Below are 19199 nucleotides of genomic sequence, written 5' to 3'. Positions count from 1 at the left end.
TATATCGTCAAATTTGAGATTTTCATTAGCTATTTGCCATCGTGCCGGGGCTGTGCTCAAAGTCGCTTCTGCTTTCAAGCGGAACGGTTTTTTGCGTGAAGCAAAACGCGATGAGAAACGCAAGCAACGCCACGTAAACCCACATAAAGCCGTCAAAGCCTAAAATTTGCATGCTAGCGCCCATTATCACGGACGAAAGAAGTGAGCCAAAAGAGTAGCTAAAAAGTACGGCGCGCCCCACTTCGATGCCTTGATTTTTCTGTTTTAAATTTAAAACGTCGTTAGCGCGAGCGAGCGACAGCGCATAGAGGCAAAAAGCGCCCGAGCCTAGAAAAAACGACAAAACGTACTGCGCGTAGATAGATGGCTTAAGCGCCAAAAAACAAATAGCCGCAAATAGCGACACGCCCGCGCAGCACATTATCGCGGGACGGCGGCCGAATTTATCCGAAAAGCCACCTATGAGAGAGTGGGCGATAAAGCCGCCCGCCATCGCGACGGTCATAAAAAACGAAACCTCTCTCGCACCGTATCCTTGCAGCAGGATATAAACGCTAGCCATCGTAAAAAAGCCGTTTATAAGGATGCCTGCGACAATACTGGTGATGAGCGCCAAAGGCACGAGCGCAAATACTCTCGGGATCGAGACGCTCTTTTTTTCGGGGATCGGCGGCTCTTTGATGCGGATCAAATTTAAAGGAATACTCGAAAACAAAATAAACGCCGCGCTAAGCAAAAGTACGTGAGAAGTGGATAAATTTAGCGATAGCACGAGGATGCCCAGCCCAAAGCAGACGTAAAACGTGATCTCGTAAAAGGCCAATACTCGCGAGCGAACTTCGTTTCTGGCGCGCGCGTTGAGCCAGCTTTCGATTATCATCAAGATCGAGTAGTAGCAAAAACCCAGACATCCGCGCAAAAAAGCCCAAAAATAGAGATTTTGGCTAAGGTCGTGAAACATCGCCGCGATACCAAAAAGCGACGCAAATATCCCAAAGCTCCTGATATGACCGACTTTTGAGACGATTTTATGCGAAAATATCGTAGCCACCATAGCACCAACGAAAAATACCGCGATAACAAATCCCGTCTCTAGCTCGCCTGCGCCCATTTTTTTTAGTTCGACGCCGGCCGAGCTGATGATGAGGCCGTTTCCCACAAACAAAAACGCCATCCCCACAAATAGTGCAAACATCGATCTGATCGTTATTATCGAGCTATTTTTCATTGCTTCTTACTCCATATATCAAAGCGCCCGCAGGCATCGCCGCAAGCGCGATCAAAAACGCTGCGATATCAAGGTTACCGTGCCTTTTTAACGCCAAAAATCCGACGACCAAAACCGCATACGCAATCAGCCGAAAAGGCACGAATGCGGTGAAGTAGTTGGGCGAATTTTGCTTTAAATTACGCGCGAAATTTTGCTTTTTTGACGGCTTAGTTTCGCTATCTTTACTTGATTTGCTCAAATTTGACTCGTTTGTCTGGCTTAAATTTGACCCGCTATTTTGGCTTGCACCGTTTAAATTCTGCTCGTCAAATTTGCCCTGCGCGGCTTCATTTTGTTCTGTTGCCGCGTCAAATTTAACCCGCTCGTTTTCGCCGTTTAAATTTAACTCCACCGCTTGGTCAAATTCCGCGTCCGTTTTTGCGAGGCCGTTCAAATTTGACACATCCAAACGCTTAGCATTTTCGCAGTGCGGGTCATGCCCGCCAAATTTAGCCTCCGCGGGGCGATCAGGAAATTCCTCGTGATTTTCGCCCCACTCGTCTATGTCGTCCTCTGCGGAGGCGTCGTAGTCTCGCACGCCGTTTTCTACGCGTTTTTTGTAGGCTCTAAATGTCGCGGCCAGCACCAAAAGCGAGCCCGCAAACGCAACCTGCGAGCTATAAAACCACGCGTGGCCAAATGCCGCCGAGCCAAGCAAAAGCAAAGCCTCAAACGTACCGTAAACGGCAAGGAGCTTAAGATTCACTCATCGTCCTCGTCATCGTCTTTCGCGGGTTTAAATTTACCTTTATCTTTTAGTTCATCTAGGCTTTTTATCTGCGCGTCGTAGGCCTTTTTGATGTTTAGGCCGGCTGCGGCGATACCAACTGCGATACCTGCAAACAGCGTCCATGTCCAGCCGGTTTCCTTCATCATCCAGTAGCCAAACCCGGCTCCGATAGCAAGCGCCACGACGATAGAAACGCCCAGACTTAGCTGCTCGGCACCCTTTACGACATCGCCTAAATTTATCTTCGCCATTAGGCAAATCCCCAGCTGTTTTTCATGCGTTCTTGTATCGCTTCACGCTCTTTCCTGGCCTCTTTTAGGCGCTCTTCTAGATCGGCGATCCTTGCTTTTACCTCGCGCATTTCTTCGTTTTCGCCAGCCGTCTGCGCGACTATCTCGGCAAAGCTCTCGTCCGCGGCCTTAATCGCAAATTTGATATCCTCTTCGCTCATCGCGTCGCAGATAAAGCCCGTCTCAAACTGGCTAGGTGCTAGATAGACGCCCTTTTTAAGCATTTTGGCATGAAATTTGGCGTAAAGCTTGACGTCGCTTTTTAGCGCGTCGTCATAGTTTTTAACCTCGCTTGCAGTAAAGAAAAAGCCAAACATCGAGCCTCGCACCGTCGTTTGCAGAGCGATGCCGTGCTTCGTGGCGACACTTTTTAGCCCGTGAGCAAACAGTACGGCTAGTTTGTTTAGACGGTCATAAAGATCATGATCAGCAAAAATTTTACTCAGGCTTGCGATGCCGGCGGCCATAGCTACGGGATTGCCGCTTAGCGTGCCCGCCTGATACACAGCACCTTCGGGGCTTAGGCAGTCCATGATAGCAGCCTTTCCGCCAAACGCCGCCGCCGGGCAGCCTCCGCCGATAACCTTACCAAAGGTCACGAGATCAGCCTCTATGCCGTTAAATTCGAACGATCCGTGCCTGCTCGCGCGAAAACCGCTCATAACCTCGTCGAAAATCAGCACTGCGCCGTTTTCGTCGCAAAGGCGTCTAAGCTCGCTCAAAAACTCGTTATCAGCAGGCACTAGACCCATATTTCCCGCGATCGGCTCGATGATTAGCGCGCCGATTTTGCCAGGATTTGCCTCAAATATCGCCCTCACGCTAGCTATATCGTTGTAGCGCGCTAGATATGTGTTTTTCACCACGTCTGCCGGCACTCCGCCGCTGGAAGCGTTGCCGTAGGTCGTAGCACCACTGCCTGCTTTTACCAAAAGCGCATCGCTGTGTCCGTGGTAGCAACCTTCAAATTTTATCAGTCCATCTTTGCCGCTAAAACCGCGCGCCACGCGGATCGCGCTCATAGTGGCCTCAGTGCCGGAGCTTACGAAGCGTACCTTTTCTACGTTTTTAAACTCGTCGCAGATTAGTTTGGCTAGCCTTGTTTCTAAATTTGACGGAGCGCCAAAGCTTAGTCCCTTTTTAGCCGTCGCTATCACCGCGCTCTCGATATCCGGATCGCAGTGCCCGAAAATGAGCGGTCCCCAGCTCTGGATGAAGTCTAGATAGCGGTTACCCTCGATATCGACTAGATACGCGCCCTCGCCGCGGTCCACCACAAACGGCTCGCCGCCGACGCTGCCAAACGCGCGAACGGGCGAATCCACGCCGCCCGGGATATATTTTTTAGCTAGCCCAAAAGCTTCTTTGTTAGTCATTTTTTATCCTTATTGAAATTTATAACGTATTCGTAAAGCAAATTTATCTCTTCGTCGGTTAGAAAGTAGCTAGGCATCACGCTTCTAGCGCTTAGCACGCCCTCTTTAAACGTCTCAAAATCAAGATTGTTTATCCTTGGCGCTCTTAGCTCGTCGTCGATGACCTGCTTGGTTTTTTTATCGAAATGTCTATATTTTGATATGAGCGAGCCTTCGCCGCCGCTGCCGTGACACTTGTCGCAGCCGATGCCGCGCGGGTTTTGATAGAGCATCCTTGCGTATTCGTTTTTCGTGATAAAATCGCTCGCAAACGCCGCACCGTAAAGCAACCAAAAAATCAGCCAAATTTTCATAAATTCTTTCGCTTTTTCGTAATTTTAATCTAAAATTAGCTATCATACAATCTTTGCGATTAAAAAGTAATAAAGGACGAAAATGACGATATTAGACGGCAAAAACGTAAGTGCGCAAGTAAAAGAAAGAGTAAAAAACGAAGCGTTAAATTTGAAAAATCAAGGCATAGAGCCTGCGCTTGCGGTGATACTAGTCGGCGAGGATAAAGCCAGCCAAACCTACGTCGCGGCAAAAGAAAAAGCCTGCATAGCCTGCGATATAAAAAGCGTTATGCACCGCTTGCCAGAGTCTACGACTCAAAGCGAGCTAATCGCGCTAATAGACGTGTTAAATTTAGACGACGGTATCGACGGCATCCTAGTTCAGCTGCCGCTACCAAAGCACATAGATACGAATAAAATTTTAGAAACCATTAGCCCTGAAAAAGACGTGGACGGCTTTGCCGCGATCAACGCCGGCAAACTAGCTAGCGGGCTTGACGGGTTCGTACCGTGCACGCCGCTAGGCATAATGGAAATTTTTAAAGCCTACGATATAAATTTAGAGGGCAAAAACGCCGTCGTAATCGGACGCAGCAACATAGTAGGCAAACCGATGGCAAATCTACTGCTAAACGCCAATGCGACCGTAACCGTGACGCATAGCAAAACGCGAAATTTAAAAGAAATTTGCGCGGACGCCGACATCCTAGTAGCCGCTATCGGCAGGGCCGATTTCGTAACGGCTGATATGGTAAAAGACGGCGCCGTCGTGATCGACGTAGGCATAAACCGTATGGACGACGGCAAGCTAAAAGGCGACGTCAAATTTGACGAGGTAGCGCCAAAATGCTCATTTATAACGCCCGTTCCAGGCGGCGTAGGTCCGATGACTATCGCGATGCTACTGTCAAACACCATAAAATCAGCCAAAAACCGCGCAAAAAAGGCATAAATTTTGAAAAAAGCGTTTAATAGATTTTTAGATTTTTCAAACAGCTGGACGGGCACTGTCATCATCGTCTTGCTCGTGATTTTCTTTGTCGCACAGGCCTTCGTGATACCGTCTGGTTCGATGAAGGACACGCTTTTAGTCGGCGATCATCTTTTTGTTAAAAAATTTAGTTACGGCATCTCGACTCCGCGCATTCCGTGGATCGAGGTCAAGGTTTTGCCAGATTTTAACAGCAACGGCCACCTCATCGAGGGCGCAAAACCGCAGCGCGGCGATATCGTGGTTTTTCGCTATCCGCACGATGAAAAGATCCACTACGTCAAGCGAAATTTCGCAGTCGGCGGCGATGAAGTGATTTTCACCGAAAAGGCACTATTTTTACACCCGCACGAGGGCGAGGAGTTTATAAAGGCGAATTTTGACGAAAAAGATATAGTAAAATTTGGCGGTAAGCTTTTCGTGCGCGAGCCATATAAATTCGGCGGTATCCACTACGACGAGAAGGTAAATTTATTTGAACTAGCCGTAAACTACCTAAACGCGAGCAAATTCGCCATGCAGCCCGTTATCGTAAACGAGCTACCCAGCGTAGGCAACTATCCGTTTAACGCATTTTATTTTCAGGTTCCAGAGGGCGAGTTTTTCATGATCGGCGATAACCGCGACCACTCGAACGACAGCCGATTTTGGGGGCCGGTAGCCTACAAAAACATAGTCGGCAAGCCGTGGTTTGTCTACTTTAGCTGGGATGACGAATACAAAATCAGATGGAACAGAGTCGGCAAGAGCGTGGACTTTATACAAAACTCGCCTGAGCTGCTAGACGCCGCCAAAGCCGAAGCTAAAAACGACGGAAACAAGATCGAATGAACCTTGATAACATCGATTTCGCGCAGGTTGCGATCCTAGTCGCCGTGCTCGTTATCTCAGTCGTCGGACACGAGATCGCGCACGGATACGCGGCGTTTAAATTTGGCGACCTAACCGCCAAAAATTTGGGGCGGCTCAGCATAAATCCCATAAAACATGTCGATCCGCTAGGCACTATCGTCGTGCCCGCACTAATGTATCTTAGCACGGGAGTGACGTTTGGCTGGGCTAAACCCGTACCCATAAATTTACGCACGGTGCTTTATAACGGCGGCTACAAGGCCGCTATCATCGTCGCGCTTGCGGGCATCGCATACAACCTCGCTCTTTTTGCGCTAGCGTTTTGCCTAATTAAATTTATAGGCTTCGAGGGGTTTTTTGACGGCGCGGTAGCGGAGTTTGTATTTATGCTTGCAGCCGTAAATTTAGTCCTAGCCCTCTTTAATCTCTACCCCGTCCCGCCTCTTGACGGCTCAAAGGCGCTTGAGTATCTTTTGCGCATTTTTGGGCTTCACGGCGCGGCAAACTGGCTAAATAGCATGCAAAGATACGGCTTTATCGCGCTAGTTATCATCGTGATCTCGCCGCTAAAAGATTACTTTTTCGAGCCGATACGATATGCCGTGGCGATCATGAGGATGTTTTTGTAAACGGCAAATTTTAAAATTTAGCCTAAAATTTCGCCCCAAAAGGCTAGCGGCGAAATTTTACTTTAATGCTTTTTTGCTATAATTAAGCATTTTTAGCTTATGGAAATTTCATGAAAATAGACAAAATTTTTATCGCGAGCGACCACGCGGGCTTTGATCTTAAGGCGCAAATTTGCGAGCTTATAAAAAACGAAGGTTTTGACGTATGCGACCTAGGAGCGCATAGCAAAGATAGCGTTGATTATCCCGATTTTGCCGAGCTTATGGCGCAAAATTTACGCGGCGATAACGAATACGGCGTACTAATCTGCGGCACGGGTATCGGCATCAGTATCGCAGCCAACCGCCATTCGCACGTTCGCTGCGCTCTTTGTCACGACATTACAACGGCAAAACTAGCTCGAGAGCACAACGATGCAAACGTGCTAGCCATGGGCGCTAGAACGATCGGCGACGCCGTAGCGGCAGATATGGTAAAAGCCTTTTTCGCTACCGAATTTGCCGGCGGCAGACACGAAAGACGCGTGAAAAAGCTAGGAGGCGAAAAATGATAGATTGGCTAGTGCTTACTGTTTTGATTTGCATTTGCATCTATCTTATTGTTATGGTGTTTTACTTTAAAACTCTACTTAAAAAAGAACGTACGACGCGCGAATTTATGAAAAATAATCTCCAAGACACCGAAGTCGTCATCCGCAAACTACAAATTCAGCTCCAGCGCGGCCTTGGCAATATCGACATCCTCACCGACGAACTCAATAAAGTCAAAAACGACGCCAACGCCCTTCGCACTAGAAACTCGCAGTACCGCCTAGAAAACGACAAACTCCGCCAGCGCATCCGCGAACTAGAGGGCAAAATTGAAGCGCTACTATAAATCAAATTTAAAGGCAAAAAATGAAAGAACTAGACAAAGCGGGGAAGGAGTTTTTATTAAATTCTATCCGCTGCATAAACGATTTTCCAAAACCGGGCATAGTATTTCGCGACATTACGACGCTACTAAACAACAAGGAAGCGTTTAATTTTCTAATCGACCATCTCGCAGCTCGCTACGAGAATGTTAGTATCGACTTTATCGCCGGCATCGAGTCGCGCGGATTTATATTCGCAGCGGCTTTGGCGGCTAGACTGCGACTGCCTTTTGTGCCGATTAGAAAGCCTAAAAAACTACCCTACATCACGATCTCGCAAAAATATAGCCTAGAGTACGGCGTGGACGAGGTGCAAATCCACATCGACGCATTCGGTGAAAAAGCGGGCGCAAAGGTGCTTTTGATCGACGATCTAATCGCTACGGGCGGCACCGCAAAAGCAAGCGTAGAGCTAATCAATCAAACAAACGCCGTTTGCGTAGAGGCCTGCTTTTTGATTGATTTAAAGGATCTGGGCGGTAGCGAAAATTTACGCCCTCTAACCAAAATTTACAGTATACTAGAGATCTGAGATGGAAGAATTTTTCATAAAACTACTCACCGAGTACGGCTACATCATACTTTTTTTATGGTGCATAATGGAAGGCGAGATGGCGCTCATAATGGCGGGCATACTCGCACACACGACGCATATGCATATCGTGCCGGCGATCTTTATCGCGGGGCTTGGCGGCTTTGTCGGGGATCAATTTTACTTTTATCTAGGCCGCTATAATAAAAAATACATCGCCAAAAAACTACACGCCCAGCGCCGTAAATTTGCCATCGCGCACATAATGCTGAAAAAATACGGCTGGCCGATCATCTTTATCCAGCGCTACATGTACGGCTTTCGCGTCATCATCCCGATGTGCATCGGTCTAACGGGCTATAGTGCGAAAAAATACGCCTTTATAAATTTAATCAGCGCCTGGTGCTGGGCCGCGATAACGGTAATCCCCGCATGGATCCTCGGCGAGCACATACTTGATATACTGCACAAAGCAAAAGAGCATTGGTATGTCGCTGTGCCGATAGTAGCGGTATTTTTGGGCATTTTGCTCTACGGCTTTAGGCGCATAGAAAATAAAATTTTAAACGATAGGAGACACAGAAGTGCGGTTTCAACTCACTAATAAAAAACTAAACGAAATCAAGGCTGATTTGGAGCTGATTTTCGTCGTAGATAAAAACATAAAACATAAATTTATAAAAGACGAAAAGGCGTTTAAATTTGCCAACTACAAAGGCGACAACGTCTTGCTTTTGCTAGAAAGCGGCAGGATCTACGTTCCGCTTAGCAAGCTTGGCTACGACGAGCTTCGCATAGCTGCGGCAAAGGCCTACAATGCGGTAAAATCGCTAAACGTCAAAAGCATTAAACTAGCCTCGTATCTCGCAGGCTGCCAAAAAATGAGCTTTCAAGCTCTAACCGAGGGCTTTTTGCTCGGAGCTTACGAATTTAACAAATACAAAGAAAAAAAAGAAAAATACGCTCTAAAAGATATTATTTTTAGCAAGGAGGAGTATAACGACAAGGAAGTCCGCGAAAACGACGCGCAGGACGGCTTTGCTCACGGCGAGATAATCGCTTCTGCGACAAATTTCACCAAAGACATCGTAAACGAAATACCTGAAATCTACACTCCGCAAAAAATGGCCGAAGAGGCGCAAAATCTAGCCAAAAACTACCCAAATTTAAGCTGCAAAATTTACGACGAAAAATTCCTTGAAAAAGAAAAGATGAACGCATTTTTAGCCGTAAACAAAGCCAGCGTCCATCCGCCTCGCCTCATCCACCTTATCTACAAACCAAATGGCGCGAAAAAACGCGTAATCTTCGTCGGCAAGGGGCTAACATACGATAGCGGCGGACTTAGCTTAAAGCCAGCTGATTATATGCTAACGATGAAAGCCGATAAAAGCGGCGCGGCGGCGGCAATGGGTATAATTAAAGGCGCGGCCGAGCTAAATTTACCGTTTGAAATTCACGCTATTTTAGGCGCGACCGAAAATATGATCGGTGGCAACGCCTATAAACCAGACGACGTGCTGATCTCTCGCAGCGGCGTTAGTATCGAGGTGCGAAACACCGACGCCGAGGGCCGTTTGGTGCTCGCAGACTGCCTTAGCTACGCGCAGGATTTTAAGCCCGATATCCTCATCGACATGGCGACGCTAACTGGCGCTTGCGTGGTGGGTCTTGGCGAATACACAAGCGGCATAATGGGCAACAACGAGGAGCTAAAGGCTGAATTTAAAGCAAAAGCGGCAAAGAGCGGCGAGCTAAATACGATTTTGGAGTTTAATCCGCATCTACGCGAGCTAATCAAAAGCCAGATCGCAGACGTCAGCAACACAGGTTCTAGCCGTTACGGCGGCGCGATCACGGCGGGGCTTTTCCTAGATAAATTTATAAAAGACGAATTTAAAGACAAGTGGATACATCAAGATATCGCAGGCCCCGCATACACCGAAAAAGCTTGGGGATATAACCAAGCGGGCGCGACGGGAGCTGGCGTGCGAATGAATCTTTATTATCTATGCGCTATGGCAAAGGAGCTGTAATGGGACTAGCAGTAGGTATCGTAGGTTTGCCAAACGTCGGCAAATCAACCACGTTTAACGCACTAACGAAGGCACAAAATGCCGAGAGTGCGAACTATCCGTTCTGCACGATCGAGCCAAACAAGGCCGTCGTGCCGGTGCCCGATAAGCGCCTAGGCGAGCTAGCCAAAATCGTAAATCCAAATAAAATCCAATACTCAACTATCGAATTTGTCGATATCGCGGGCCTCGTAAAGGGTGCGAGCGCGGGCGAAGGGCTAGGAAATAAATTTCTCTCAAATATCCGCGAAACAGAGGTGATTTTACACATCGTGCGCTGCTTTGAGGACGAAAACATCACGCACGTAGAGGGCGGCGTCGATCCCGTCAGGGACGTCGAAATCATCGAGACCGAGCTCATCCTCGCCGACATCGAGCAGCTAAACAAAAAAATCGAGCGTCTAACTCGCGAAGCCAAAGCAAACGCAAAAGGCGCGAAAGAGGCGCTAGAGACTGCAAACTCGCTGCTAGCCCACCTAAACGACGGCAAAAGCGCGAGCAGCTTCGGCGGCAAGGACGAGGAAGCGTTTATAAATTTAAACAAAGAGCTAAGGCTACTCAGCGCAAAAGAGGTCGTTTACGGTGCAAACGTCGATGAAGACGGCATCGCGCAGGATAACAAATACGTACAGGCGCTCCGTGAGTTCGCCGCGCGCTCGGGACACGAGGTCATCAAGCTTTGCGCCAAGATCGAAGAGGAGCTCGTGGGACTTAGCGACGAAGAGGCGCATGAGTTTCTAAGCTCGCTAGGCACGAACGAGAGCGGCCTGGAAAAGATCATCAAAACGGCGTTTGCGAAGCTAAATTTAGTCAGCTACTTTACCGCTGGCGTCGTCGAGGTGCGCGCATGGACGATCGTAAAAGGCTGGAAAGCGCCAAAAGCCGCCAGCGTCATCCACAACGACTTTGAGCGGGGCTTCATCAGAGCCGAAGTCATCGGCTACGAGGACTACATCGCTTGCGGCGGCGAAAATCCGGCCAAAGAGGCGGGCAAAATGCGTCTAGAGGGCAAGGACTACGTTGTTCAAGACGGCGACGTGATGCATTTTAGATTTAACGTTTAAGTATAAATCGGTCAAATTTGGCTTTATAACCGAGCGGTTTTTGGCCAAATTTGACCGCCTCTGTTTTATGCCGCGCGGCTATAAACATAAATGCTAGCAAAATAAAATTGACGCCTTTTCGTGTCGACACTGCGCCGCAAAATTTATTTTAGCCCTTAAGAGCGCGTTAAATTTAGCTCGGCACGGTTTTTGCCGCTCAAATTTGACTCGACGCTAAATTTAAGGAAAAAATTGAAAAAGATTATAGCCGTTTGCATAGCCACTCTAATTTTACTCTGCGCTCAAATAAATTTCAAGGGAGCCAAAGCCCACGATGACGCCATAGTAGCCTACAACGAAAAGCGATTTAAGGATGCGGCAAAGCTTTTAAAAATATCGCTAGCGACTGCTTTAACCTCGCATTTTTATACGAAGAGAGCGAAGGCGTAGCCAGGGACGATGCCAAAGCCGCACAGCTCTACGACAAATCCGGCTACCTGGGCAGCGCATCCGCGTGCAACAACCTCTCTATCCAGTACAGACAAGGTCGCGGCGTAAAAAAAGACGTCGAAAAAGCAAACGACCTAGCCAAAAAGTATGTGACGCAGGCGAAGCGCGCGGGTGTGCAAGGATTGGGTTTTTATACAAAAACGGCAAAGGTGTAGAACAAGATGACGCAAAGGCTAGCAAATTTTACGAAAAAGCCTGCGACGCAGGCGAGCCATCAGGCTGCGATAGCCTAGCCTCGCTCCACCAAAACAGCGGCGAACACGCCAAAGCCGCCGCGATTTTTGATCGAGCCTGCGAAAAAGGATTTGGTTTAAGCTGCTATAATCTAGCTCAAATTTACGAAGCTGGTACTGGCGTCGCACCGGATGAAAGCAAAGCGTTAGAGCTCTACGTAAAGGCTTGCGAGCGCGGATACGCGGTAGTTTGCTACTATTTAGGCGGCATGTACGCGGACGGCGCAATGGGCAAAAACGACGAAGCCGCGAAAAGCTCGAAAAACGCGCTCAAATTTTACCCGCTTGCCTGCGATGGTAAAATTTACGAAGCGTGCGAAGCTTTGGGCAGGCTTTACGAGGACGGCGAGGCGGGTTTTGCGCAGGATATCAAGGCTGCTAGATCCTACTACGACAAGGCCTGCGCCGCAAATGCCTACAAATGCAGCGGCAGCGAGCGTCTGGACGAGCTATACGGCGGCAGGGCGCAGTATCAAGGCGGGCAGTTTGAGGCAGCCTACGAGCTGGGCAAAGAGGCGTGCGATAGAGGCGTAGCAAACGGTTGCGCGGCGTTAGCGCAGCTCTACGAAAAGGGGCTCGGCGGAGTACGGCAAGATAGCGAGCAGGCGGTCAAATTTCACGAGAAAGCCTGCAAGGGCGGCTTTGGCGCTTCTTGCGCCGAGCTTGGCGATATGCTATTTCATGGACGCAGCGTAAAAAAGGACGCTTCTCGCGCGTTGGAGCTTTTTGAAAAAGCCTGCCTACTTTGGCGACTAGATGCCTGCGAGAGCCTAGCGGACGCGTATTTTGACGGATCAGACGTGCCGCAAGATATAGCAAAGGCCTTTAACTTTTACAGGATCGCCTGCTACAACGGGCTAAAACCGGCCTGCACAAATCTAGGCGCGATCTATGAAAGAGGCATAGGCGAAGTGGTAAAAGCGGACGCCAGCGAGGCTGCGAGCCTTTTTAGCGAGGCTTGCGAGGCGGACGACGCACGCGGGTGCCTAAATCTAGCGCGCCACCTTGAGCGCAGCGACAAAAAACAAGCCGCCGCGCTACGCCAAAAGGCGCAAAAGCTGCACGAAAAAGAGTGCGAGGCTGGGCTAGCTAAAAAGTGCATGGAGTTTAAAAAATCAACTAATAAAGGAGAAAAACATGAGTTTTAAAAAAGTTTCATTTGCCGCCGTTGCGGCCGTTTGTCTATTTTTGGGCGGCTGCACCCAGCCTAGAACCACGCAGATAGAGCTACCAAAAAGCGCGCTAGATAGCGTAAATCTACCAAACGAAGTAACCATAGACGGCGAAAAATTCGTCTTAAAGCAAAAAAACGCAAGAACGGCTGAGTTTTATCTACCCAATGAAAAAGTGGGCTTTAAATGGAGCAAACTAGTAAGCGTCACCGTCGATGAAAACGCCGATATCAACGAATATCAAAAGACCTTTGTAACCGCGTTAAAAAGCGGGCAGTTTGGCAAAGCGGAGTATGATTTCAAGCCTATAAACGATAAAGAGTATCAAGCTTATACGATCTACTATCCGATCGCGGGCAACCCGGATTTTGACAACTACGAGATCAATCTAATCCACGTCAAGAGCCTTAACTGCGGGCTTAGAGTCACGCACTACGCGCTAAAGTTTCTAAATATCGCGGATAGAAGCAAATTTCACACGCTAATCAAGCAAAAATTGCCGATATTTTTAGCGCAGATGCCGCAAGTCGAGTGCAAATAATTTTACTTTCGGGCGTTATTTTTTAGTTTTTGCTAAATTTAGCGCCCTCTTTTTGGGTCGATATTTAAATTTGACCCAAAAAACTGCGGCAAATTTGGCGAGCGTAACGGCTGCAAATTTAACGCCGCCTGGTTTTAGGCGACAAATTTACGATTCATACCTGCTTAAAGGCTAGATAAACCTACCCAAAGGAAAAACATGGAAAACAGCGGACTGGCGGTATATTTTGGAGAAAAATTGGCGCAAATTTTATCGCAAAAGATAAAGGCGGTTTATCCTAAATTTGATGCGCATAGCTACTGCGGGCAAATCGCGGCGACCACGCCAAAACTAGGCTATTCGCAAAGGATTTTGGCGCACGCAAACGCGCTAAATGAGCTTTTGCCGCCGGATTTTAAGCGCGCAGCGGAGATTTTGATCGCTATTTTAGGCGAGGAAAACCCGAACGAAACGGGCATGTTTAAGCACTTTTACTGGACTTTGCCGCTGGCAAAATACATCGAAATTTACGGCCTAGACGACTTTGAAACCTCAATGGGCGCGATCAGGGAAATCACGAAGCGCGGCACGGGCGAGTACGCGGTGCGCGCCTTTATCAAAAAATATCCGCAAGACTCGCTAAAAACCATGACGCAGTGGGCGCGTTCGTCAAATTTCCACCTGCGTAGGCTAGCGTCGGAGGGTCTGCGACCAAAGCTGCCGTGGGCTAGCAAACTGGAGCTTTTCATCAGCGATCCGAGCCCGGTTTTTGCGGTGCTAGAGATCCTTAAAGAGGACGAGGTGCGCTTCGTACAGCGCTCGGTCGCAAACAACGTCGCGGACTATCTAAAGGTAAATTTCGCCGCCGCAAAGGAGCTGCTCGTGCGCTGGCAAAGATCGCAAAACAAAAACACGCAGCAAATCATCCGTCACGCCACGAGAAAAATCAAAATTTAGCTTTTTGGGCAGATACGCAAGTCGGCGGCTAAATTTGAAATTTAAATTTTTATAAAATTTAAGAAGCAAACGCGCTTGATAGACGATGCGCAACAAGTAGATGCGAGCTTAATGGCTGTTGCACCAAAATACAAGATCAAATTTACAGCCGCAGCCCGAAATCAAATTTGAGCCAAACTCGCAACGACAAGCAAATTTTAAAAGCCTCCATGCTCAAATTTAAAGCCAAACACTCAAGTAAATCCAAAAATCAAAGCGTCAAATTTAAGCCCACACGCCAAAGCCGCAAGCAATCGCGCGATTAACAAGTCAAATTTGCCCAGGCAAAACCGAGCAAAATAAACCCCCAGCACGCAAGCATTTCAAACGGCCGAACGCAAAACAAAACCTACGCCGCAAAGATCCTAAACGCCGCCCAGACGCAAAGAGCGCCGACTAGAACGCCGATGGCAAAAGCTGAAGCGACATAGAGTTTTTGCTTTTTTCTGATTTGCTCAAATTTCTTTTCGTGATGCTTTTTCACGCCCTCAAAGGTCAAATTTAAGATCTTTTCGTTCGTTTGATTTAACGCATCGGCAAAGCTCTTTATCTGCTCGTCGTTGATGTAGCGCATGGTCTTTCGCGTCGCGTTGGCTAGGCGCTCGTAGTCCTCGCTATTTTCCCAGAGTTCGACGACGGTGTTGTTTTCGATGCGCTCTTTTAGTTCTAGCGTTTCTTTTAGCTCGTTTTGTTCGACTAGTTGCGTTCCCATCACGCCTCCTTAGTTGATAGTTCCTATTTTGTCGCCGTATTTTAGCTTTTGCTCGGCTGCTAGATCAAATTTGACCGCGCCCTGCTCGCTGAGGATGAGGATCGTAGAGCCCAGCTCAAACATCCCCAGCTGCTCGCCCTTTTTCGCGCTTAAATTTTCGTATTCGTAGAGCGCGACGTTGCCGGCGCAGGCGTTAGTCTGTATGCGCGCGTCAAAGTCAAATTTCATCTTGCCCACGTTTAGCGCGCCGACGAAGACCAACCACATCTTTTTGCCGCTTGCAAGCTCGCATTTTAGCACCACGCGCTCGTTTTTGGCGTATAGATTTGGCACCTTTAGCAGCGCGCTAACGGCCACGCTATATAGCTCGCCAGGCACGTAGAGCGCGGATAAGATCCTCATATCGCAAGGCGCGTGGTAGCGGTGATAGTCGCGCGGGCTGAGATAAATATTTACGTACTCTAGCTCGGCGTCTCGCTCGCTGCGCTCCATACTGTCGCCCAGAAGCTCAGCTATGCCGTACTCATGCCCCTTGACGCTGATTGCTTTTAGCTCCTTGCTCACTCCGAGCTCAAGGCACGTACCGTCGCTAGGACTGATGAAAGCCTGCGGCGAAACGTCGAAATCTCGCGGACACTGTAGCTCGCGGGTAAAAAGCGCCGTGAGGCTCTCGTACTCCTTTGGCTCTTTAAACTCGCTCATGTCGATCTTAAAGCCGCTTACGTATTTTTCATTGATAAAAGTTTGCAAAAACCTCGGAAATTTAACCGCCGCCACAAACCCGAATATCCTAGAAACAAGTCCCCTCATACATCTCCTTTTAGTCTTAATAACGAAATCTCGCTAGGCGCCATCACGCGCACCGGCGGCCCCCAAAATCCAGCGCCTCGGCTAACGTAAATTTGCGTTTTTTTGTTCGCGCTATATAGCCCTGCAACGTATTTTTGATCGAGCTTTACCAGCATCGAAAACGGAAAAATCTGCCCGCCGTGCGTATGCCCGCTCACCACCAGATCCACGGGCGCGCTTTCGTCCACGTATTTTAAAAATTTAGGCTGATGAGCGAGCAAAACGGTAGGCAAATTTACGTCGCGACCGCCTAGAGCGGCGACTAGATCTGGCTCATGCGCTTTAAATCTAAAACCGATGAGATCGTAAACGCCGGCTAAATTTATCCCGCCAACTCGCACGTTTTCGTTGCCTAAAATTTTAAAATTCGTCGTCTCTCGGATCGCTTTTAGCGTGCCGTCGATGCCGTTATAGTACTCGTGGTTGCCGGGCACGTAAAAGGTGCCGTATTTACTCTTTAGCTCGTTAAATGGCGCGATAAACTCGGCCAAACGGTGCGGCGGCAGATCCGCGATATCGCCCACTATCGCGACCGCATCGGCACGAAGCTCGTTTACGCGCCTAGTTATCGCTCGCGCAAAATCCGCTCCTAAAAAATCTCCCAGATGAATATCAGTTAAAACCGCGATCTTTAGCTCGCCATTTAGCCCCTTTAGCTCGATATCCTGCGCTTTTACTTCGGGCAATTTTACGGCGTTAAAGATGCCCCTAAAAAAGTAGCTAAACGCCAAAATAAGTATCGTGACATCAAGATAAAGACGCAAAAATTTACGCCTGCTCTCGCTAAACGCGCGCTTGGTTACGGGACGGACGGCGAGCGCGACGACGTTCGTAAAAAGCACGAACGAAAAGATAATAAACGTCAGCGCCAACATCAGCGAACAGGCGATGCGAAAGCTAGGACCCAAAAAGTTAAACCGCAGCGAAAAAGCCAGCGCGATGCCGCCCATGGCAAGCGTCAGGAAAAATAGCCCAAGCGCCCTTTTATGCGTAGCAAGCGGCCTGAGCGCGGCATCTGCAAAAAGCCCGCGATAAGAAACGTAATTCATAAAAATGATGATCAAAGATGATAGAACATAAAACATTTCGTAAATTTAGCCAAAATTATTAAATATCTAACCACTGCGCGCAGCAAATTTGAGGAAATTTGAGCGAGGCGGCGAAGCGTGTGTCAGAAACGTCTTTTTACGCGACAAGTTCGGCATAGGCGGACAGGGAAATTTGATCGCTTGCTCGGGGCAAATTTGACTCGCGCCGCGTTTGCGTTTTGGTTTGTAAATTTTAAACAATATGCTATTTGCGGGCTAAATTTAGCGATGTATTTAAAATTTTACCACTGGTAGCTACTTTACGCTTGGCATAACCCGCACCTTTACGAAGCTAGCGAAATTTAATTATTCTTCGCCCGCATCCTGCGTTCGCACGATGAGGCTCTTTGGTAGGCTAAACTTCTCGATAACCTCGCACTCTTTGGCCCTCATCTCGCCCGCGTCGTTTTCGTGATCATAGCCCAGCACGTGAAGCAGTCCGTGAGTAAAAAGCAGCGCCGTCTCGTCATCCTCGCTGTGACCCAGCTCGGCGGCTTTGGCGGCGACTAGCTCGGTGTTTATCACGATACAGCCAAGCGGCGCGTGCAGCTGCATCTCAAGCGGGAAGCTTAACACGTCCGTAGTTTCATAGATGCCGCGCTGGCGGACGTTTATCTCCTTCATCTCCTCGGCGTCAACAAAGCTTAGCTCCACCTCGCCCGCGGTCAAATAATCGCAAATTTGATCCAAAATCTTCGGATAATCGTCCTCGCAAAGTATCATTTTTGGCTTTCCTTTAGTTAAATTTGAGTATGATTTTAGCGAAAATTTTGGTCGAATTTAATAAAGCCAAATTTGTAACAAACGACATCGGCGTCAAATTTTACTCGCTTTGTATAAAATTTTAAAAACTCTAATGCTCAAATTTTTAAAATTTCACTCGCTCAAAGCAGTTACCTACCAAATTTCGGCTTCGCTAATGCTTAGCACGAAATTTGGAGGCGAAAGCTTTTTGGTCGTAAAATTTTAAAAATTTTTTAGAGACAAAATTTAACATTTTCAAGGTGCGGGTTTCGGTGGGTAAAATTTAAAGCTGAAATTCTTAAATTTGACTTCAAGCTTGAATAGGAAAAGCAAGGCGAAGTATTTTGAGATGATTTTTGGGGTTTTGAAGTTAAAATTTGACGAAGATAAGGCATGTAGTCTATCGAGTCAAATTTTAACGAAATCCGCAAAAAGCACTCAAAAGACAAGCTGAAAAAAGGAGAAAAAGTGAAAAAAGCGGTTTGCATAATGAGCGGCGGCATGGACAGCACGCTGTGCGCCGTCCTCGCTAAGCGCGCAGGCTACGAGATCATCGCGCTGCATTTTGACTACGGGCAGCGCACGATGAAGCGCGAAAAGCTAGCCTTTGAGCAGATATGCGAGCGTATCGGTGCGCTAAAAAAGGTAAATTTAGACGCTCATTTTATAGCAAGTATCGGCGGCAACGCACTAACCGACGAGAGCCTTGAGATCCGCAAGGACGGCGCCAAAGCCGACACTCCTAGCACCTACGTGCCGTTTCGTAACGGCATCTTTATCTCTATCGCCGCCGCGCTGGCCGAAAAAGAAGGCGCGCAAGCGCTATACATCGGCATCGTCGAGGAGGACGGCTCGGGCTACCCCGACTGCACGGCGGATTTTATCAGTAAGATAGAAAGCGCCGTAAATGCCGGCACCTCAAAGGATTTTAGCCTGCGCATCGTAACGCCGCTGGTAAATTTAAGCAAGGCTGACATCGTGCGAAAGTCGCTGGAGGCCGGCTCGCCGCTAGAGCTAACATGGAGCTGCTATGAGCGCGAGGACGAGGCCTGCGGCGAATGTGACAGCTGCCGCTTGAGACTACGAGGATTTGAGCTTGCGGGCGAAAAAGATAGGATAAAGTACGTAAATCTAAAATAAAACTTCTAAAAATCGGCGCAGCTCTGCCGGCGAATTTAGCCCAAATCAAATTTACACGTCAAAATGCGCCCGCCGTTCTACTGCCGTTTTTTCGTCAAATTTGATCGCGGCGGCGGTTTTACGGATTTTAGACGGTAAGTATTTGGCAATATCCACTTTTAAAAACTAAAAACAAAACGCCTACTTTAAATTCTCTCG

General features: G+C 48.2%; 23 protein-coding genes and 1 pseudogene. 15 read left to right on the top strand and 9 right to left on the bottom strand.

Annotated elements, in window-relative coordinates; translation table 11 throughout:
* Positions 1-25: 25 nt before the first annotated feature.
* Genes CSUNSWCD_RS03195 through CSUNSWCD_RS03175 form a run of 5 tightly spaced genes read right to left on the bottom strand, consistent with a single transcriptional unit; the run spans position 26 to position 4019 of the window.
* Complete coding sequence (locus CSUNSWCD_RS03195; protein WP_034964219.1) at positions 26-1228, bottom strand: MFS transporter; 1203 nt, start codon at positions 1226-1228, stop codon at positions 26-28.
* A complete protein-coding gene (locus CSUNSWCD_RS03190; RefSeq protein ID WP_009493803.1) occupies positions 1218-1976 on the bottom strand; it encodes a hypothetical protein in 759 nt (252 codons plus the stop codon). Before CSUNSWCD_RS03190 ends, CSUNSWCD_RS03195 begins: the two co-directional genes overlap by 11 nt.
* Positions 1973-2251 carry an AtpZ/AtpI family protein gene (locus tag CSUNSWCD_RS03185; protein ID WP_002948578.1) on the bottom strand — a complete coding sequence of 93 codons (279 nt, stop codon included), beginning with the start codon at positions 2249-2251 and terminating at the stop codon, positions 1973-1975. The genes CSUNSWCD_RS03190 and CSUNSWCD_RS03185 overlap by 4 nt, the downstream gene beginning before the upstream one ends.
* Entirely contained in the window at positions 2251-3666 is a 1416-nt protein-coding gene (hemL, locus tag CSUNSWCD_RS03180; RefSeq protein WP_009493801.1) for a glutamate-1-semialdehyde 2,1-aminomutase, read from the bottom strand. Before hemL ends, CSUNSWCD_RS03185 begins: the two co-directional genes overlap by 1 nt.
* A complete protein-coding gene (locus tag CSUNSWCD_RS03175; protein ID WP_009493799.1) occupies positions 3663-4019 on the bottom strand; it encodes a c-type cytochrome in 357 nt (118 codons plus the stop codon). The genes hemL and CSUNSWCD_RS03175 overlap by 4 nt, the downstream gene beginning before the upstream one ends.
* Positions 4020-4101: 82 nt before the next feature.
* Here CSUNSWCD_RS03175 and folD point away from each other — a divergent pair, with 82 nt between their 5' ends.
* From folD to CSUNSWCD_RS03110, 14 genes and pseudogenes are all read left to right on the top strand, one after another.
* Entirely contained in the window at positions 4102-4953 is an 852-nt protein-coding gene (gene folD / locus CSUNSWCD_RS03170) for a bifunctional methylenetetrahydrofolate dehydrogenase/methenyltetrahydrofolate cyclohydrolase FolD (RefSeq protein ID WP_009493797.1), read from the top strand.
* Positions 4954-4956: 3 nt separating this feature from the next.
* Entirely contained in the window at positions 4957-5823 is an 867-nt protein-coding gene (gene lepB, locus CSUNSWCD_RS03165) for a signal peptidase I (RefSeq protein ID WP_009493795.1), read from the top strand.
* Complete coding sequence (locus CSUNSWCD_RS03160; RefSeq protein ID WP_009493794.1) at positions 5820-6473, top strand: site-2 protease family protein; 654 nt, start codon at positions 5820-5822, stop codon at positions 6471-6473. The genes lepB and CSUNSWCD_RS03160 overlap by 4 nt, the downstream gene beginning before the upstream one ends.
* 110 nt (positions 6474-6583) lie before the next feature.
* Positions 6584-7024, top strand: coding sequence for a ribose 5-phosphate isomerase B (rpiB, locus tag CSUNSWCD_RS03155; protein WP_009493792.1), 441 nt, complete (start codon positions 6584-6586; stop codon positions 7022-7024).
* Positions 7021-7350 carry a hypothetical protein gene (locus tag CSUNSWCD_RS03150; protein ID WP_009493791.1) on the top strand — a complete coding sequence of 110 codons (330 nt, stop codon included), beginning with the start codon at positions 7021-7023 and terminating at the stop codon, positions 7348-7350. Before rpiB ends, CSUNSWCD_RS03150 begins: the two co-directional genes overlap by 4 nt.
* 20 nt (positions 7351-7370) lie before the next feature.
* The gene (apt, locus tag CSUNSWCD_RS03145; protein ID WP_009493789.1) at positions 7371-7919 is read left to right on the top strand and encodes an adenine phosphoribosyltransferase; all 549 of its coding nucleotides are present in this window, start codon (positions 7371-7373) and stop codon (positions 7917-7919) included.
* 1 nt (position 7920) lies between these two features.
* Positions 7921-8523 (top strand): DedA family protein, encoded by a 603-nt coding sequence (locus tag CSUNSWCD_RS03140; RefSeq protein WP_009493787.1) that lies wholly within the window; start codon positions 7921-7923, stop codon positions 8521-8523.
* Positions 8504-9955, top strand: coding sequence for a leucyl aminopeptidase (locus CSUNSWCD_RS03135; RefSeq protein WP_009493785.1), 1452 nt, complete (start codon positions 8504-8506; stop codon positions 9953-9955). The genes CSUNSWCD_RS03140 and CSUNSWCD_RS03135 overlap by 20 nt, the downstream gene beginning before the upstream one ends.
* Positions 9955-11058, top strand: a complete 1104-nt coding sequence (gene ychF, locus CSUNSWCD_RS03130; protein WP_009493780.1) for a redox-regulated ATPase YchF — start codon at positions 9955-9957, stop codon at positions 11056-11058. Before CSUNSWCD_RS03135 ends, ychF begins: the two co-directional genes overlap by 1 nt.
* Before the next feature lie 231 nt (positions 11059-11289).
* Positions 11290-11487 carry a hypothetical protein gene (locus CSUNSWCD_RS03125; protein ID WP_034964215.1) on the top strand — a complete coding sequence of 66 codons (198 nt, stop codon included), beginning with the start codon at positions 11290-11292 and terminating at the stop codon, positions 11485-11487.
* Positions 11433-11591 (top strand): annotated as a pseudogene (locus CSUNSWCD_RS11965) (tetratricopeptide repeat protein); the annotation flags it as partial. The gene CSUNSWCD_RS03125 and the pseudogene CSUNSWCD_RS11965, both read left to right, overlap by 55 nt.
* On the top strand, positions 11552-12928 hold the full coding sequence (locus CSUNSWCD_RS03120; RefSeq protein WP_009493776.1) for a tetratricopeptide repeat protein: 1377 nt from the start codon (positions 11552-11554) through the stop codon (positions 12926-12928). The pseudogene CSUNSWCD_RS11965 and the gene CSUNSWCD_RS03120, both read left to right, overlap by 40 nt.
* Entirely contained in the window at positions 12918-13493 is a 576-nt protein-coding gene (locus CSUNSWCD_RS03115) for a hypothetical protein (RefSeq protein ID WP_009493775.1), read from the top strand. Before CSUNSWCD_RS03120 ends, CSUNSWCD_RS03115 begins: the two co-directional genes overlap by 11 nt.
* A gap of 198 nt (positions 13494-13691) precedes the next feature.
* Positions 13692-14429 (top strand): DNA alkylation repair protein, encoded by a 738-nt coding sequence (locus tag CSUNSWCD_RS03110; RefSeq protein ID WP_009493771.1) that lies wholly within the window; start codon positions 13692-13694, stop codon positions 14427-14429.
* Between the two features lie 388 nt (positions 14430-14817).
* Here CSUNSWCD_RS03110 and CSUNSWCD_RS03105 read toward each other — a convergent pair whose 3' ends face one another.
* The 4 genes from CSUNSWCD_RS03105 to ybeY all read right to left on the bottom strand — a co-directional run bounded on the left by CSUNSWCD_RS03105 (position 14818) and on the right by ybeY (position 17840).
* Positions 14818-15180: a hypothetical protein gene (locus tag CSUNSWCD_RS03105; protein WP_009493764.1), complete on the bottom strand. Its 363-nt coding sequence runs from the start codon at positions 15178-15180 to the stop codon at positions 14818-14820.
* 9 nt (positions 15181-15189) lie between these two features.
* Positions 15190-15990, bottom strand: a complete 801-nt coding sequence (locus tag CSUNSWCD_RS03100; protein WP_009493762.1) for a phosphatidylserine decarboxylase — start codon at positions 15988-15990, stop codon at positions 15190-15192.
* Entirely contained in the window at positions 15987-17078 is a 1092-nt protein-coding gene (locus CSUNSWCD_RS03095) for a metallophosphoesterase (protein WP_009493761.1), read from the bottom strand. The genes CSUNSWCD_RS03100 and CSUNSWCD_RS03095 overlap by 4 nt, the downstream gene beginning before the upstream one ends.
* Before the next feature lie 345 nt (positions 17079-17423).
* On the bottom strand, positions 17424-17840 hold the full coding sequence (gene ybeY, locus CSUNSWCD_RS03090; protein WP_009493759.1) for an rRNA maturation RNase YbeY: 417 nt from the start codon (positions 17838-17840) through the stop codon (positions 17424-17426).
* Positions 17841-18329: 489 nt separating this feature from the next.
* Between ybeY and queC the strand changes: the two genes are divergently transcribed.
* Entirely contained in the window at positions 18330-19001 is a 672-nt protein-coding gene (gene queC, locus CSUNSWCD_RS03085; protein WP_009493748.1) for a 7-cyano-7-deazaguanine synthase QueC, read from the top strand.
* Positions 19002-19199 lie beyond the last annotated feature (198 nt).

Source organism: Campylobacter showae CSUNSWCD (genome assembly GCF_000313615.1).
Lineage (GTDB): Bacteria > Campylobacterota > Campylobacteria > Campylobacterales > Campylobacteraceae > Campylobacter_A > Campylobacter_A showae_A.
This window is presented reverse-complemented; position numbering and strand designations above follow the sequence as displayed.

What these genes read in the sequence shown, in the direction of transcription:
- CSUNSWCD_RS03150 (WP_009493791.1), top strand. Translation starts at nt 7,021, where the DNA reads ATGATAGATTGGCTAGTGCTTACTGTTTTGATTTGCATTTGCATCTAT.
- folD (WP_009493797.1), top strand. Translation starts at nt 4,102, where the DNA reads ATGACGATATTAGACGGCAAAAACGTAAGTGCGCAAGTAAAAGAAAGA.
- CSUNSWCD_RS03140 (WP_009493787.1), top strand. Translation starts at nt 7,921, where the DNA reads ATGGAAGAATTTTTCATAAAACTACTCACCGAGTACGGCTACATCATA.
- CSUNSWCD_RS03175 (WP_009493799.1), bottom strand. Translation starts at nt 4,019, where the DNA reads ATGAAAATTTGGCTGATTTTTTGGTTGCTTTACGGTGCGGCGTTTGCG.
- CSUNSWCD_RS03195 (WP_034964219.1), bottom strand. Translation starts at nt 1,228, where the DNA reads ATGAAAAATAGCTCGATAATAACGATCAGATCGATGTTTGCACTATTT.
- apt (WP_009493789.1), top strand. Translation starts at nt 7,371, where the DNA reads ATGAAAGAACTAGACAAAGCGGGGAAGGAGTTTTTATTAAATTCTATC.
- CSUNSWCD_RS03160 (WP_009493794.1), top strand. Translation starts at nt 5,820, where the DNA reads ATGAACCTTGATAACATCGATTTCGCGCAGGTTGCGATCCTAGTCGCC.
- CSUNSWCD_RS03185 (WP_002948578.1), bottom strand. Translation starts at nt 2,251, where the DNA reads ATGGCGAAGATAAATTTAGGCGATGTCGTAAAGGGTGCCGAGCAGCTA.
- hemL (WP_009493801.1), bottom strand. Translation starts at nt 3,666, where the DNA reads ATGACTAACAAAGAAGCTTTTGGGCTAGCTAAAAAATATATCCCGGGC.
- rpiB (WP_009493792.1), top strand. Translation starts at nt 6,584, where the DNA reads ATGAAAATAGACAAAATTTTTATCGCGAGCGACCACGCGGGCTTTGAT.
- ychF (WP_009493780.1), top strand. Translation starts at nt 9,955, where the DNA reads ATGGGACTAGCAGTAGGTATCGTAGGTTTGCCAAACGTCGGCAAATCA.
- CSUNSWCD_RS03105 (WP_009493764.1), bottom strand. Translation starts at nt 15,180, where the DNA reads ATGGGAACGCAACTAGTCGAACAAAACGAGCTAAAAGAAACGCTAGAA.
- CSUNSWCD_RS03095 (WP_009493761.1), bottom strand. Translation starts at nt 17,078, where the DNA reads ATGAATTACGTTTCTTATCGCGGGCTTTTTGCAGATGCCGCGCTCAGG.
- CSUNSWCD_RS03115 (WP_009493775.1), top strand. Translation starts at nt 12,918, where the DNA reads ATGAGTTTTAAAAAAGTTTCATTTGCCGCCGTTGCGGCCGTTTGTCTA.
- ybeY (WP_009493759.1), bottom strand. Translation starts at nt 17,840, where the DNA reads ATGATACTTTGCGAGGACGATTATCCGAAGATTTTGGATCAAATTTGC.
- CSUNSWCD_RS03100 (WP_009493762.1), bottom strand. Translation starts at nt 15,990, where the DNA reads ATGAGGGGACTTGTTTCTAGGATATTCGGGTTTGTGGCGGCGGTTAAA.
- CSUNSWCD_RS03110 (WP_009493771.1), top strand. Translation starts at nt 13,692, where the DNA reads ATGGAAAACAGCGGACTGGCGGTATATTTTGGAGAAAAATTGGCGCAA.